The organism is Streptomyces olivaceus (assembly GCF_000721235.1).
GTDB lineage: Bacteria > Actinomycetota > Actinomycetes > Streptomycetales > Streptomycetaceae > Streptomyces > Streptomyces olivaceus.
Window position 1 is genome coordinate 292351 of the sequence record NZ_JOFH01000006.1, and the last position, 14439, is coordinate 306789.

Annotated in this window: 14 protein-coding genes; 8 read left to right on the top strand and 6 right to left on the bottom strand. The window is 73.0% G+C overall.

Annotated elements, in window-relative coordinates; genetic code table 11:
* Positions 1-68 precede the first annotated feature (68 nt).
* Positions 69-869 (bottom strand): enoyl-CoA hydratase/isomerase family protein, encoded by an 801-nt coding sequence (locus tag IG94_RS0110135; RefSeq protein WP_031033650.1) that lies wholly within the window; start codon positions 867-869, stop codon positions 69-71.
* A 213-nt stretch (positions 870-1082) separates the two neighbouring features.
* Here IG94_RS0110135 and IG94_RS38495 point away from each other — a divergent pair, with 213 nt between their 5' ends.
* Positions 1083-1814, top strand: coding sequence for a hypothetical protein (locus IG94_RS38495; RefSeq protein WP_224326267.1), 732 nt, complete (start codon positions 1083-1085; stop codon positions 1812-1814).
* 46 nt (positions 1815-1860) lie between these two features.
* Here the strand turns inward: IG94_RS38495 and IG94_RS0110145 are convergent, their stop codons facing one another.
* Both IG94_RS0110145 and IG94_RS0110150 read right to left on the bottom strand, forming a co-directional pair.
* Entirely contained in the window at positions 1861-3009 is a 1149-nt protein-coding gene (locus IG94_RS0110145) for an adenylate/guanylate cyclase domain-containing protein (RefSeq protein ID WP_031033655.1), read from the bottom strand.
* Between the two features lie 374 nt (positions 3010-3383).
* Positions 3384-4259, bottom strand: coding sequence for a biotin--[acetyl-CoA-carboxylase] ligase (locus IG94_RS0110150; protein WP_031033657.1), 876 nt, complete (start codon positions 4257-4259; stop codon positions 3384-3386).
* Positions 4260-4370: 111 nt separating this feature from the next.
* Between IG94_RS0110150 and IG94_RS0110155 the strand changes: the two genes are divergently transcribed.
* The 4 genes from IG94_RS0110155 to IG94_RS0110170 all read left to right on the top strand — a co-directional run bounded on the left by IG94_RS0110155 (position 4371) and on the right by IG94_RS0110170 (position 7184).
* On the top strand, positions 4371-5960 hold the full coding sequence (locus IG94_RS0110155; protein WP_031033660.1) for an acyl-CoA carboxylase subunit beta: 1590 nt from the start codon (positions 4371-4373) through the stop codon (positions 5958-5960).
* A gap of 73 nt (positions 5961-6033) precedes the next feature.
* Positions 6034-6243, top strand: coding sequence for an acyl-CoA carboxylase subunit epsilon (locus tag IG94_RS0110160; protein ID WP_031033662.1), 210 nt, complete (start codon positions 6034-6036; stop codon positions 6241-6243).
* Positions 6244-6348: 105 nt separating this feature from the next.
* A complete protein-coding gene (gene mmpB / locus IG94_RS44035) occupies positions 6349-6477 on the top strand; it encodes a morphogenic membrane protein MmpB (protein WP_107060489.1) in 129 nt (42 codons plus the stop codon).
* Positions 6478-6560: 83 nt separating this feature from the next.
* The gene (locus IG94_RS0110170; RefSeq protein ID WP_031033665.1) at positions 6561-7184 is read left to right on the top strand and encodes a nucleoside triphosphate pyrophosphatase; all 624 of its coding nucleotides are present in this window, start codon (positions 6561-6563) and stop codon (positions 7182-7184) included.
* Here the strand turns inward: IG94_RS0110170 and IG94_RS0110175 are convergent.
* Complete coding sequence (locus tag IG94_RS0110175; protein WP_043483272.1) at positions 7153-7641, bottom strand: hypothetical protein; 489 nt, start codon at positions 7639-7641, stop codon at positions 7153-7155. The genes IG94_RS0110170 and IG94_RS0110175 overlap by 32 nt on opposite strands.
* 373 nt (positions 7642-8014) lie before the next feature.
* Between IG94_RS0110175 and IG94_RS0110180 the strand changes: the two genes are divergently transcribed.
* The gene (locus IG94_RS0110180; protein ID WP_031033669.1) at positions 8015-9787 is read left to right on the top strand and encodes an acetyl/propionyl/methylcrotonyl-CoA carboxylase subunit alpha; all 1773 of its coding nucleotides are present in this window, start codon (positions 8015-8017) and stop codon (positions 9785-9787) included.
* 124 nt (positions 9788-9911) lie between these two features.
* Here IG94_RS0110180 and IG94_RS0110185 read toward each other — a convergent pair whose 3' ends face one another.
* Together IG94_RS0110185 and IG94_RS0110190 are read right to left on the bottom strand one after the other, a co-directional pair.
* A complete protein-coding gene (locus IG94_RS0110185; protein ID WP_078892241.1) occupies positions 9912-10943 on the bottom strand; it encodes a DeoR/GlpR family DNA-binding transcription regulator in 1032 nt (343 codons plus the stop codon).
* 177 nt (positions 10944-11120) lie between these two features.
* Positions 11121-12569: an NAD(P)H-quinone dehydrogenase gene (locus IG94_RS0110190; protein WP_031033673.1), complete on the bottom strand. Its 1449-nt coding sequence runs from the start codon at positions 12567-12569 to the stop codon at positions 11121-11123.
* A gap of 84 nt (positions 12570-12653) precedes the next feature.
* Here IG94_RS0110190 and IG94_RS0110195 point away from each other — a divergent pair, with 84 nt between their 5' ends.
* Complete coding sequence (locus tag IG94_RS0110195; protein ID WP_031033674.1) at positions 12654-13091, top strand: gamma-glutamylcyclotransferase family protein; 438 nt, start codon at positions 12654-12656, stop codon at positions 13089-13091.
* 89 nt (positions 13092-13180) lie between these two features.
* The gene (locus IG94_RS0110200; RefSeq protein WP_031033675.1) at positions 13181-14005 is read left to right on the top strand and encodes a purine-nucleoside phosphorylase; all 825 of its coding nucleotides are present in this window, start codon (positions 13181-13183) and stop codon (positions 14003-14005) included.
* Positions 14006-14439 lie beyond the last annotated feature (434 nt).

The window sequence follows — 14439 nt, forward strand, 5'->3', positions numbered from 1 at the left end:
TGGCATGTAAACATGGCGAACAGGGTGAAATGGTCAGTCCGCGGCCTCCCCGCGACCGCCCCGCGGCCTCACTCGCCCGGCCACCTGGGCGCCCGCTTCTCGTTGAACGCCGCCACACCCTCCGCGCGGTCCCCCGAGAACGCCACCGTCCGCCACGCCGCGTCCTCCACCTCGAGGCCGGTCCGCAGGTCGAGGCCGTGGCCGAGTCGCAGCGCCCGCTTGGCCGCCCGCAGGCCCACCGGCGAGTTCGCGGCCATCCGGGAGGCGAGGTCCAGGGCCTCCTCCCGGTCCCGCCCCTCGTCCACCAGTTGGTCCACGAGACCCAGCTCCCGCGCCTCCGGCGCCGCCACCCGCCGCGCCGTGAACACCAGCTCGGCGGCGCGCGCGGCCCCGACCCGCCGCGGCAGCAGCTGCGTACCGCCGCCGCCCGGGATCACGCCCACCGACACCTCGGGCAGCCCCACCACCGCCGTGGGGTCGGCCACGATCACGTCGCACGACAGCGCCAGCTCGAACCCGCCGCCCAACGCGAACCCGTGCACGGCCGCGATCGTCGGCACCGGCAGCTCCAGCACCGAGGTGTACGCCCCCCGCGACACCGGCCGCTGCCGCAGCAGGTCGGCGTCGGTGAAGGAGTTCCGCTCCTTCAGGTCGGCACCGACGCAGAACGCCCGCTCGTGGGTCGAGGTCAGCACCACGGCCCGTACGGTCGGGTCCTCGCCCAGCGCCGCGCAGGCGGCGCCGATGGAGCGGGCCATCGCGGTCGACACGGCGTTCATGGCCTTCGGCCGGTCGAGTGCGAGCTCCGCGACGTGTCCGTCACCGTGCCGCCGCACCAGGACGAACTCTCCGAACCGCTCCTCGCTCATGACACCCTCCGGTTAACGCGTGTTAACGAGTAGACCGCCCGATCATCGCAGCCCGGCCCGCGCGAGGGGAAGACCGGACGCCCCCGCGCTCCCACGGCCCTCGGCCACCCGTTCGAGTGACATCCGGCCGACCGCCGCACCCGGGCCGTCACCGCGCCGTAGCGTCGCTCCGCCACGGCGCAGGGGAGGCGGCGTGGGCACCGGGGAGGGCACATGACCACGACGACTACGGCATCGACGGCGGCGGAGGCGGCCATCGGCGGGCCGGCGGAGCAGCCGCGCCCGCGGGGACGCCGCGGACGGCACCGCCGCCCCCGCCCGCGCAAGGTGCTGCTGGCCGCCGGAGGCCTCGCCCTGGCGGCCGGGGCCCTGAGCCTCGTACGCCTGCTGCCCGGACCCGGTGCCGACGGCGCGGGCGGTTACGGGGCCGAGGCGGCACCGCGCGGGGAGACGGGCGCCGCGACGGACGGGGCGACGGGGTCCGCCGCCGGGGGCGACGCCGGCCGGCCCGGGGCGAGCCCCTCGGCGACGTCCGCGATGGGCGGGCTGAACGGTTCCCCGGGAGGGGGCCCCGTGCCGGATGCGGCAGGTCCGCCGGGCGCGTCCGGCACGCCGGGCCGGTCCTCGGCCCCACTCCCTTCGGACCACACCGGCCCCTCCGGCGCCACCGGCCCCTCCGACCCCCGTGCCCCGTCCACTTCCACCGCGACGCCGGCCCCCGGCGCCGCGGGTCCGGAGGGCCACCGGGGCACGGCTGCCGCCCCGCACCCCGCGCGACCGTCCCGCCCGGACCGCCCCCCGCGCCCCACGCCGGACCGCGGCACGCCGCCGCCGACCGCACCGGGTGACCGGAACGAAAGGGACGACCGGGAAGACGGGCGCGACCCTGACCTGTGCGTGCCGGTCATCGGCCTCTGCGTCGGCCTGTTCCACGGCGGGGACTGAAACCCCGCGCGCCCCCGGCGAAACACAGCCTGGCTGGACGGCCCGGTTAGGAGGACTCCCCGCCGCCGGCGCCCCGGCGCGTGAGCAGCCACGGCTCGACCACGCCGAGACCGCGTACCGGCCGCTGCCACATCGGCTGGAGCGCGAAGCGGTACGCCGGCGGCTCCTCGCCCTCCTTCTCCGCCGCGGCGGTCTCCTCGGCCGCCGCGGCCTCCGAGGCCGGAGCGTCGCCGGTGCGGATCAGCTCCTCCGCGAAGGCGGTGTCGACGAGCACGGCGTCCTTGGGGGCTATCGAGGTGAGCCGGGAGGCCAGGTTGACGGTCGTACCGAAGACGTCGCCCATCCGGGTGGTGACGGTGCCGAAGGCGATGCCGACGCGCAGTTCCGGCATGGTCTCGTCGTTGGCCATCGTCTCGACCAGCAGCAACGCGATCTCGGCGGCCGTACCGGCGTCGTCGGCGGCGTAGAGCACCTCGTCGCCGAGGGTCTTGATCAGCCGCCCGCCGCGTGCGGCCACCAGGTCGGCGGAGGTGGTCTCGAAGGCCTCGACCAGCTCGCCGAGCTCCTCCTCCTCCATCCGGCGGGTCAGGCGCGTGAAGCCCACCAGGTCCGCGAAGCCGACCGCGAGCCGCCGGTCCACCATCTCCTCGTCGTCACCGGCCTGCACGACCCGTCCGGCCGAGGCGGCGAGCTGGCGCCGCCAGACGTAGACGAGGAACTCCTGCAGCTCGGGCAGGAGCAGTTCGACGATTGGGTACGTCACCTCGGTGCGCGTCATCCCGGGCTCCGGGGGCTCGGTCAGGCCCTCCAGGAAGGAGTCGATCTGCCACTCGGCCAACCGGGCGGTGGTCTGCCCCGTGGACCGGGCCACCTGGACGGCCATCGCCTCGCTGAGCAGCCCCGCCTCCACCAGACCGGCCAGCCGCCGCAGGGCGAGCACGTCGGCCTCGGTGAGCGCCTTGGCCTGCCCGATGTCGGCGAAGCCCATGGCCCGCCAGAAGCGTGAGGCCAGCTCCATGGAGACGCCCGCGCTGCGGGCGGCCTGGAAGGGGGTGTAGCGGCGCTCGGCGCCCAGGATGAGCCCTTCGAGGCGCAGCGCGAGCGGGTCCTCGCCGGGATCGGCGGAGTCCGGGGCGGGCTCGGGGTCCACCCGGCCGTCCCCGTCCGCGCCGGAGCCCGTGTCGTCGACGGTCACGCCTGCTGCCCTTCTGATCTGCCACGGTCAGGTTCGACCGGCCCCAACTTTACGTCAGGTGTGCCCCAGCTCACTCCCGCTCGGTCCCTACCCGGGCCCTCCCCCGGGACCCTGCCGCCTCCCTCTCCCCGCGCTCCCCGCGCCGGAACCACCGCGGACTGCCGCCCTCCACCAGTACGCCCGGAACCTCGGGCCCGCCGGGAACCTCGGACACGCCCGCAGCCTTCAGTACGCTCGCAGCCTTGAGTACGTCCGAACTCGCAGCCCTGAGTACGTCCGAAACCGCCGCCCGTTTCGACGGGCCGCCTCCTTCGGCAGGCTCCCGGGCCGGGAAGCGGCGCCCCGTCGCACCGCGCGCAGCCGCCGTACCGTGCTCACGCCGGCCGCAGATGCACGATGTCCCCCGCGCCGACCGGTTCCTGCACCCCTGCCTCCGTCGCCAGGACCAGGCGTCCGTCCCCGTCCACGGCGACGGCCTCGCCGACGAGCGACCGGTCCCCCGGCAACTCGGCCCGCACCGTCCGCCCGAGGGTCGCGCAGCCCGCCGCGTACGTCTCCTGGAGCCCGCTGACCGCCGGGTCGCCTCCGGCCTCGCGCCAGCGCCCGTACCAGTCCTCCAGCGACCGCAGTACGCCCCGCAGCAGCGGATCCCGGTCGGTGCCCGCGGCCCCGGCCAGCGCCAGCGAGCCCGCCCGCGGGACCGGCAGCTCGTCGGCGCGGAGGCTGACGTTGATGCCGACGCCGATGACGACGCCGTCGTCGCCGGCCCGCTCGGCCAGGATGCCGCCGGCCTTGCGCTCCTCGCCTCCGACGGTCACCAGCAGGTCGTTGGGCCACTTCAGCGCCGTGTCGACGCCCGCCGCGCGGGACAGCCCGGTCGCCACGGCGACGCCGGTGAGCAGCGGCAGCCAGCCCCAGCGGGCCACGGGCACCTCGGCGGGCCGCAGGAGTACGGAGAAGAAGAGCCCGGAGCGGGCCGGTGCCGTCCACTGCCGGTCCAGGCGCCCGCGCGCGGCGCTCTGCTCCTCGGCGACGAGGACCACGCCCTCCGCCAGGTCCTCCGCCGCGGCGCGGGCCACGAGGTCGGAGTTGGTGGAGCCGGTGCGCTGCACCACGTCCACCTGCCGCCACAGGCGGCCCTCCCGTACCAGTCCCCGGCGCAGGGCCGCGGTGCTCAGGGGCGGCCGGTCCAGGTCGGACCACCGGTTGTCCGGGGAGTCGGCGGGGCCGGAGGAATCTCGGGGCGTCATGCAACCCACCCTAGGTGTGGGAAAGACCGCACTGCCGAACGGAGGGCCCCCTACTACTCTACGAACGAGTAACCGTCCCCCCTATGTGAGCAGGCAGGGAGCCGCATCCCGATGTCCGAGCCGGTAGAGCAGCAGCCCGACATCCACACGACCGCGGGCAAGCTCGCGGATCTGACGCGCCGTATCGAGGAAGCGACGCACGCCGGTTCCGCACGCGCCGTCGAGAAACAGCACGCCAAGGGCAAGCTGACGGCTCGTGAACGCATCGGTCTCCTGCTCGACGAGGACTCCTTCGTCGAGCTGGACGAGTTCGCCCGGCATCGGTCCACCAACTTCGGCCTCGACGCCGACCGGCCCTACGGCGACGGTGTCGTCACCGGCTACGGCACCGTCGACGGCCGCCCCGTCGCCGTCTTCTCGCAGGACTTCACGGTCTTCGGCGGGGCGCTGGGCGAGGTCTACGGCCAGAAGATCGTCAAGGTCATGGACTTCGCGCTGAAGACCGGCTGTCCGGTCGTCGGGATCAACGACTCCGGCGGCGCCCGCATCCAGGAGGGCGTGGCCTCCCTCGGCGCGTACGGCGAGATCTTCCGCCGCAACACCCACGCCTCGGGCGTGATCCCGCAGATCAGCCTGGTCGTCGGCCCGTGCGCGGGCGGTGCGGTCTACTCCCCCGCAATCACCGACTTCACGGTCATGGTGGACCAGACCAGCCACATGTTCATCACGGGACCCGACGTCATCAAGACGGTCACCGGCGAGGACGTCGGCTTCGAGGAGCTGGGCGGCGCCCGCACCCACAACACCGCCTCGGGCGTGGCCCACCACATGGCCGGCGACGAGAAGGACGCCGTCGAGTACGTCAAGCAGCTGCTGTCGTACCTGCCGTCCAACAACCTCTCCGAACCCCCCGCCTTCCCGGAGGAGGCCGACCTCGCGGTCACGGACGAGGACAGCGAGCTGGACACGATCGTCCCGGACTCGCCGAACCAGCCGTACGACATGCACGCCGTCGTCGAGCACGTCCTGGACGACGCCGAGTTCTTCGAGACGCAGCCGCTGTACGCGCCGAACATCGTCACCGGCTTCGGCCGGGTCGAGGGCCGCCCGGTCGGCATCGTCGCCAACCAGCCGATGCAGTTGGCGGGCTGCCTGGACATCACCGCCTCCGAGAAGGCGGCCCGCTTCGTGCGCACCTGCGACGCCTTCAACGTCCCCGTGCTGACCTTCGTGGACGTCCCCGGCTTCCTGCCCGGCGTCGACCAGGAACACGACGGCATCATCCGCCGCGGCGCCAAGCTGATCTTCGCCTACGCCGAGGCGACGGTCCCGCTCATCACGGTCATCACCCGCAAGGCCTTCGGCGGCGCCTACGACGTCATGGGCTCCAAGCACCTGGGCGCGGACCTCAACCTGGCCTGGCCGACCGCCCAGATCGCGGTGATGGGCGCCCAGGGCGCGGTCAACATCCTGCACCGCCGCACGATCACCGGCTCCGACGATCCCGAGGCGACCCGTGCCCGCCTGATGCAGGAGTACGAGGACGCCCTCCTCAACCCGTACACGGCGGCCGAGCGCGGCTATGTCGACGCGGTGGTCATGCCGTCCGACACCCGCCGCCACATCGTCCGGGGCCTGCGCCAGTTGCGCACGAAGCGGGAGAGCCTGCCCCCGAAGAAGCACGGCAACATCCCCCTCTGACCCCTCCCACCCCTCAGTCCCCTCCAGCCCCCTCTCGATCCTCCGATCCTCCGATCCTCCGGAAGGAGCCGCTGTGACCATCAAGGTGGTACGGGGCAACCCCACCCCGGAAGAACTGGCCGCCGCCCTCACGGTGGTCAGGGCCCGCGCCGCGACGACGGAGCCGGACGCGCCCACCGCCCCGCCCGCCCGGGACGCGTGGTCGGACCCGTCCCGCATCGCGACGACCCGCCTCCCCCAGCCGGGCCCGGTGTCCTGGAGCCGCACGTACTGGCCCGGGTGAGGCAGGCGAGGGGCGCGGGGAACCGCGCACGGGAGAGGAACCCCGCGCCCCGAATAAGTACCCGTACTCAAGCGCCGCTCCCCGGCCCGGCCGCACGCTGGTGGAATGCTGTGGTCCGACCCCGAGAACGAGCCGCCCAAGGAACTGCGCGACATGCAGGACATGCTGCGGCGGCTCAGTGTCTTCCTGGCGCTGGCCATGGTGCTCGCGATGGCCGTGATCGGCCTGCGCTGAGCAGCCGACGGCGCCCCGGCGCCGTCGGTGCCCGGCCCGGGCCGAGTGACCGACGCGCCCGGCGCCGCCGATACCCTGATCGCATGACCGACCCGCAGCCCCGCCGCCGTCTCGTCCTCGCCTCCCAGTCCCCGGCCCGGCTCGGGCTGCTGCGCCAGGCCGGACTCGCCCCCGAGGTCCTGGTGAGCGGCGTCGACGAGGAGGCCGTCACCGCGCCCGCCCCCGCCGAGCTGGCCCTCGCCCTGGCCGAGGCCAAGGCGTCCGTCGTGGCCGCGAAGCCCGAGGTGCACGGTGCCCTGGTGATCGGCTGCGACTCGGTGCTCGACCTGGACGGCCGGGCGCTGGGCAAGCCGGCGGACGCCGAGGAGGCCATCGCGCGCTGGAAGGCGATGCGCGGCCGGGCCGGCACGCTGCAGACCGGGCACTGCGTCTGGGACACCGCGTCCGGGCGCCACGTCTCGGCGACCGCCTCCACCGTCGTCCGCTTCGGCGAGCCCACCGACGCGGAGATCGCGGCCTACGTGGCCTCGGGCGAGCCGCTGTACGTCGCCGGGGCGTTCACCCTGGACGGCCGCTCGGCCCCGTTCATCGACGGCATCGAGGGCGACCACGGGAACGTGATCGGCCTCAGCCTGCCCCTGCTGCGGCGGCTGCTCGCCGAGCTCGGGACCGGCATCACGGAGTTGTGGGCGCCGGCGGAGGACTGACCGGGGACGGCCCGTCGCCGCCCGTGCCGTCCTCGGGCGCGCGCCGCCCGGCCGCGGGCTCCTCCTGGGCGTCGTACGTCATCAGCAGCAGCACGATCAGCGCCAGCACGACGATCATGAAGACGAAGGCACCGGGTCCCACCAGCCCCCAGCTGAAGGCGCCGAGCAGCCCGTGCACCACGGCTGCGCTGATCAGCAGGATCCGGCCGAGCCCGGCGGGCGCGCGGTCGCGAAGCGCCACGAGCAGGGCGACCACGGCACACAGCGCGAAGTACAGCCCGAAGACGATGCCGCCGATCTTCGAGGACACGGACATCATGTGCGGGTCGAGACCGGCCAGGGACATGTCCTGGCGGTCGACGACGATCCCGAGGAACCAGTTCAGCGCCGCGACGCCGACCGCCTCCAGGAAGAGCACGACGGTCACGATCCACGCCACCGGCCTGCGTACGGACACCGGTCCCCACCCACTTCCGACGCTGCCGCACAGGACAGCTGTTACCCCAAGTACGTTCGAGACCCGAGGAACGCTACTAACGGGTAAACCTCACGACAAGAGGTCTGCGACGGGCAAAGAATCATTGAGCCATTCGTAGGGACTCCACAAAGAAACGGAGTGGCCCGCAGCACCTGTTCACAGAGACCTTGCCCACACCGGGGAGCTAGGGTTTCTCCCAGGAGTCCTGCGTACCGCGGTGCGACAAGGCTTTTCGCGGGTCGAGCGAGCCTCGAATCACGCTCCGTGTGGGCAAGCTCACCATTGGGGACGGGTCGTAGTGCCGTGTCGGCAGTCCCTAAACTCGGCTTGTTTCAAGGAGGGAGCCTCAATCGTGCGCAAGGTGCTCATCGCCAACCGTGGCGAAATCGCTGTCCGCGTGGCCCGGGCCTGCCGGGACGCCGGGATCGCGAGCGTGGCCGTCTATGCGGACCCGGACCGGGACGCTCTGCATGTCCGCGCCGCTGATGAGGCGTTCGCCCTGGGTGGTGACACCCCCGCGACGAGCTATCTGGACATCGGGAAGGTCCTGAAGGCCGCGCGCGAGTCGGGCGCGGACGCCATTCACCCGGGATACGGGTTCCTCTCCGAGAACGCGGAATTCGCGCAGGCGGTCCTGGACGCCGGCCTGGTCTGGATCGGCCCGCCCCCGCAGGCCATCCGGGACCTCGGCGACAAGGTCGCGGCGCGGCACATCGCCCAGCGCGCCGGCGCCCCCCTGGTCGCCGGCACCCCCGACCCGGTCTCCGGGGCGGAGGAGGTCGTGGCCTTCGCCGAGGAGCACGGCCTGCCGATCGCGATCAAGGCCGCCTTCGGCGGCGGCGGCCGCGGCCTCAAGGTCGCCCGCACCCTCGAAGAGGTCCCCGAGCTGTACGACTCCGCGGTCCGCGAGGCGGTGGCCGCCTTCGGGCGCGGCGAGTGCTTCGTCGAGCGCTACCTGGACAAGCCCCGGCACGTGGAGACCCAGTGCCTGGCCGACCAGCACGGCAACGTGGTGGTCGTCTCCACCCGTGACTGCTCCCTGCAGCGCCGCCACCAGAAGCTGGTCGAGGAGGCCCCGGCGCCCTTCCTCTCGGACGCCCAGCTGGAGGAGCTGTACGCGTCCTCCAAGGCGATCCTGAAGGAGGCCGGCTACGTCGGCGCCGGCACGGTGGAGTTCCTGGTCGGCATGGACGGCACGATCTCCTTCCTGGAGGTCAACACCCGCCTCCAGGTCGAGCACCCGGTGACCGAGGAGGTCGCGGGCATCGACCTGGTCCGGGAGATGTTCCGCATCGCCGACGGCGGAGAACTCGACTACGGCGACCCGGTCCTGCGCGGCCACTCCTTCGAGTTCCGCATCAACGGCGAGGACCCCGGCCGCAACTTCCTGCCCGCCCCCGGCACCGTCACCCTCTTCGACGCGCCCACGGGCCCCGGCGTCCGCCTGGACGCGGGCGTGGAGTCCGGATCGGTGATCGGCCCGGCCTGGGACTCCCTCCTCGCCAAGCTGATCGTCACCGGCCGCACCCGCCGGGAGGCCCTCGAACGCGCCGCCCGCGCCCTGGAGGAGTTCCAGGTCGAGGGCATGGCCACGGCGATCCCCTTCCACCGCGCGGTCGTCCGCGACCCCGCCTTCGCCCCCGAGCTGACCGGCTCCGGCGACCCCTTCACGGTCCACACGCGCTGGATCGAGACGGAGTTCGTCAACGAGATCAAGCCCTTCACCGCTCCGGCGGACGGCGAGGCGGACGAGGACAGCGGCCGGGAGACGGTCGTCGTCGAGGTCGGCGGCAAGCGCCTGGAGGTCTCCCTCCCCTCGTCCCTCGGCATGTCCCTGGCCCGTACCGGCCTGGCGGCCGGTGCCAAGCCCAAGCGCCGGGCGGCCAAGAAGTCCGGCCCCGCGGCCTCCGGCGACACCCTCGCCTCCCCGATGCAGGGCACCATCGTCAAGATCGCGGTGGAGGAGGGCCAGGAGGTCCAGGAGGGCGATCTGATCGTCGTCCTGGAGGCCATGAAGATGGAGCAGCCGCTCAACGCCCACAAGTCGGGCACCGTCAAGGGCCTGGGCGCGGAGGTCGGCGCCTCCATCACCTCGGGTGCGGCCATCTGCGAGATCAAGGACTGAGGCCGCCCGAACAGCACGTCGGGGCGCCCGGCGGGACCGCACAGACGGTCCCGCCGGGCGCCCCCGTCGTGGCAACGGGGGACGCGACGGGAACCGCGGACGGCCCGAGGACCGGGCGCAGGGGCTACCGGCGGCGCATGTCGGCGACGCGCGCCCGTTCCGTACCGCCCGGCTGCTCACCCAGGGAGCCGGCGGACCTCAACCCCGCCGCCGCGCCCGGGACCTGACGGCGCGGCCCCGGAAGCGGCACGTCCCGGCGCTGCCGACGCCCCGGACCGCCCTCGCCCCCCGAAGCCCCCGAGGCACCCGAGGCACCCGGAACCCCTGGAGCCCCCGGCCCTCCCGAGCCGCCCTGGGCGTTCGTCGCACCCCCCGACGCCCCGGCCACGGCGATCTCCACACCCTGGTCGGCCAGGGCCTGCAGTTCGGCGGCGGCGCGGTCGTCGTGGGCCGGGGCCTCGTCGGTGACCAGGCGGGTGATGACGTCGGTGGGCACGGTCTGGAACATGGTGTCCGTGCCCAGCTTGGAGTGGTCGGCGAGGACGACGACCTCGGCGGCGGCCTGCACCAGGGCGCGGTCGACGGACGCCGAGAGCATGTTGGAGGTGGACAGCCCCCGCTCGGCGGTCAGCCCGGCCCCGGACAGGAAGGCCTTGGACACCCGCAGCCCCTGCAGGGACTGCTCGGCACCCGACCCGACCAGGGCGTAGTTGGACCCTCTGAGCGTGCCACCGGTCATCACGACCTCGACCCGGTTGGCGTGGGCGAGTGCCTGGGCCACCAGCAGCGAGTTGGTGACGACGGTCAGCCCGGGCACCCGCGCGAGCCGGCGGGCCAGCTCCTGCGTCGTGGTACCCGCTCCCACCACGATGGCTTCGCCCTCTTCGACGAGGCCCGCGGCGCAATCGGCGATGGCCGTCTTCTCAGCGGTCGCGAGATGAGACTTCTGCGGGAAGCCGGACTCTCGCGTGAACCCGCCCGGCAGTACCGCACCGCCGTGCCGGCGGTCGAGGAGTCCTTCTGCCTCCAGTGCGCGCACGTCCCGCCGTACGGTCACTTCGGAGGTCTGGACGACGCGGGCGAGCTCACGGAGCGACACGGCCCCGTTCGCTCGCACCATTTCGAGGATCAATTGGCGACGTTCTGCAGCGAACACGAAACTGACAGTAACCCCAACGACCGTCTGCTTTCAGCAGTATGCGCCGAATAACAGAAGTTGTTCGCAGGCCAGCAGCGGAAGTGGTATACGGGCCTAGTTCACCCGACTATGCCCCTCGCAACCCCGGCAACTCCCCGTGACCAGCGAGGAGTGATTTCCGGCCTCAGCCGACCGCTACCCCTCGCCACCGGCCTTCCGCGTGTGCAGCTGCCTGGCCACCTCGGCGATCGACCCCGAGAGCGAGGGGTACACGGTGAAGGCGTTGGCGATCTGCTCGACCGTCAGGTTGTTGTCGACGGCGAGCGAGATCGGATGGATGAGCTCCGAGGCACGCGGCGCCACCACGACACCGCCCACCACGATCTCGGTGCCGGGCCGGCAGAAGATCTTGACGAAGCCGTCCCGGATGCCCTGCATCTTGGCGCGGGGGTTGCGCAGCAGCGGCAGCTTCACCACGCGGGCGTCGATCCGGCCGGCGTCGACGTCGGCCTGCGAGTAGCCGACGGTGGCGATCTCCGGGTCGGTGAAGACGTTGGCGGAGACGGTCTTGAGGTTCAGCGGGGTGACCGCGTCGCCGAGGAAGTGGTACATGGCGATCCGCCCCTGCATCGCCGCCACCGAGGCCAGCGCGAAGATCCCGGTGACGTCACCGGCGGCGTACACACCGGGAGCCGAGGTCCGCGAGACCCGGTCGGTCTTGATGTGCCCGGAGTCCTTGAGCTTGACCCCGGCCTCCTCCAGGCCCATCCCGTCCGTGTTGGGCACGGCACCGACGGCCATCAGGCAGTGCGACCCGGTGATCACCCGCCCGTCCGACAGGGTCACCTCCACCCGGTCGTCCACCCGCTTGACGGACTGGGCCCGGGACCGCGACATGACGTTCATCCCGCGCCGCCGGAAGACGTCCTCCAGGACGGCCGCCGCGTCCGGGTCCTCGCCGGGCAGCACCCGGTCCCGCGACGACACGAGCGTGACCCGCGACCCGAGCGCCTGGTAAGCACCGGCGAACTCGGCACCGGTGACACCCGATCCCACCACGATGAGCTCTTCGGGCAGCTCGTCCAGGTCGTACACCTGGGTCCAGTTCAGGATCCGCTCGCCGTCGGGCCGCGCGTCCGCCAGCTCCCGCGGGTGCCCGCCGGTGGCGATGAGAACCGCGTCCGCGGTCAGCGTCTCCTCGCTCCCGTCGGCGGCCCGCACCACGACCTTCCGGGACCCGTCGAGGCCCTGCATGCCCTCCAGCCGTCCGCGCCCGCGCATGACCCGCGCGCCGGCGCGCGTCACGGAGGCGGTGATGTCGTGCGACTGCGCCAGCGCGAGCCGCTTCACCCTCCGGTTGACCTTGCCCAGGTCGACGCCGACCACCCGGGCGGCCTGCTCCATGGGCGGGGTGTCGTCGGCGACGATGATCCCGAGTTCCTCGTAGGACGAGTCGAAGGTGGTCATCACCTCGGCCGTGGCGATGAGGGTCTTGGACGGCACGCAGTCGGTCAGCACCGACGCCCCGCCCAGACCGTCGCAGTCGACGACGGTCACCTCCGCGCCGAGCTGAGCGGCCACCAGGGCCGCTTCGTATCCGCCGGGTCCGCCACCAATGATCACGATCCGAGTCACGTACTCCATTGTCCCGCACGCCTCAAGGAGAGGCCGCCCGGGGCCGCCACCGTTACAACAGCGATGCCGGGACCCCTGTCGTACCCTTCCCCCATGTCGCTCTACGCCGCGTACGCCGGCAACCTCGACGCGCGGCTGATGACCCGCCGCGCCCCGCACTCGCCGCTGCGCGCCACGGGGTGGCTGAACGGGTGGCGGCTGACCTTCGGGGGCGAGCAGATGGGCTGGGAGGGCGCGCTGGCGACCCTGGTGGAGGACCCGCTCTCCCAGGTCTTCGTCTCCCTCTACGACATCGCCCCGATGGACGAGGACTCGCTCGACCGCTGGGAGGGCGTGGGCCTGGAGATCTACCGCCGCACCCGGGTCCGCGTCCACACGCTCGACGGCGAAGACGGCGCCTGGACCTACGTCCTGAACGCCTACGAGGGCGGCCTGCCCTCCGCCCGCTACCTGGGCGAGATCGCGGACGCGGCCGAGTCGGCGGGCGCCCCGCACGACTACGTGATGGAACTCCGCAAACGCCCCTGCTGAAACGATGCCGCCCTCGGCAACGGAACCCTCACCATCCCGTGACCTCTGTCATCTACGCGCGTAGGCGTAAACCGGATACCCTCTTCGGCGTGAACGCATCTCTTCTTCCGGACGACATCCAGGGCGACCCCTACAGCGCCGCCGACGCCGCCGCGGCCCGCCTGCGCGAACTCACCGGCGCCGAGACCCACGACGTCGCCCTCGTGATGGGCTCCGGCTGGGCACCGGCCGTGGACGCGCTTGGCGCCCCCGAGGCCGATCTCCAGGTCACCGACCTGCCGGGCTTTCCGCAGCCCGCGGTGGAGGGTCACGGCGGCAAGGTCCGCTCGTACTCGATCGGCGACAAGCGCGCACTGGTCTTCCTGGGCCGCACCCACTACTACGAGGGCCACGGCGTCGCCGCCGTGGCCCACGGCGTCCGCACCGCCGTGGCGGCCGGCGCCAAGACGATCATCCTGACCAACGGCTGCGGCGGCCTGCGCGAGGGCATGCGCCCCGGCCAGCCCGTCCTGATCAGCGACCACATCAACCTCACCGCCACCTCCCCCATCGTCGGCGCGAACTTCGTCGACCTCACCGACCTCTACTCCCCGCGCCTGCGCGCGCTCTGCAAGGAGGTCGACCCCACGCTGGAGGAGGGCGTCTACGCCCAGTTCCCCGGCCCGCACTACGAGACCCCGGCGGAGATCCGCATGGCCCGCGTGATCGGCGCGGACCTGGTGGGCATGTCGACGGTCCTGGAGGCGATCGCGGCACGGGAGGCGGGCGCGGAGGTCCTGGGCATCTCCCTGGTCACCAACCTCGCCGCGGGCATGACGGGCGAGCCCCTGAACCACGAGGAGGTCCTCCAGGCGGGCCGCGACTCCGCGTCCCGCATGGGGGCGCTGCTGACGCGGGTACTGGGTCGGCTGTAGCGAACCGGCGCGTTGCCGCCCCGGCGCGGGTGTGGGTTGGCGGCCCGGCGTGCACTCGGTCCCCGGCGTGGGTGCGGGCCGGGGGTAGGGTACGCGGCCCGGCGCTTACGGGGTGCCGCCGCGCCCACCCGTGCCGCCCCAGCGCACGACTGCCCGCAGCGGCGCGGCACGCACTGCCCGCAGCTGGGGCGGTACGGCGGGTGAGCCGCGTACGGCGGCGAAGGGGATACGCAGCCGGGGCGAGGAGGATCAGCCGCGTACGGCGGGAAGGGGACGTGTCGGGGGGTGTCCGCCCGCAGCGGTTGGCGCGTCAACGGAGCCGGCTTCCCTGTCCGAGCGATTCCGCGCCGTTCCGAGGACGGACACCCCCCGGCGCGGCCCCGCACCACCCCACAACCCAACGCGCTACCCGCACCCCCACCGAAACCGCACAG

Excerpts from the sequence above, each read along its gene's own strand:
- IG94_RS0110135 (WP_031033650.1), bottom strand. The coding sequence starts at position 869 with ATGAGCGAGGAGCGGTTCGGAGAGTTCGTCCTGGTGCGGCGGCACGGT.
- IG94_RS0110170 (WP_031033665.1), top strand. The coding sequence starts at position 6,561 with ATGACCGACCCGCAGCCCCGCCGCCGTCTCGTCCTCGCCTCCCAGTCC.
- mmpB (WP_107060489.1), top strand. The coding sequence starts at position 6,349 with ATGCTGTGGTCCGACCCCGAGAACGAGCCGCCCAAGGAACTGCGCGAC.
- IG94_RS0110190 (WP_031033673.1), bottom strand. The coding sequence starts at position 12,569 with ATGGAGTACGTGACTCGGATCGTGATCATTGGTGGCGGACCCGGCGGA.
- IG94_RS0110150 (WP_031033657.1), bottom strand. The coding sequence starts at position 4,259 with ATGACGCCCCGAGATTCCTCCGGCCCCGCCGACTCCCCGGACAACCGG.
- IG94_RS0110155 (WP_031033660.1), top strand. The coding sequence starts at position 4,371 with ATGTCCGAGCCGGTAGAGCAGCAGCCCGACATCCACACGACCGCGGGC.
- IG94_RS0110195 (WP_031033674.1), top strand. The coding sequence starts at position 12,654 with ATGTCGCTCTACGCCGCGTACGCCGGCAACCTCGACGCGCGGCTGATG.
- IG94_RS38495 (WP_224326267.1), top strand. The coding sequence starts at position 1,083 with ATGACCACGACGACTACGGCATCGACGGCGGCGGAGGCGGCCATCGGC.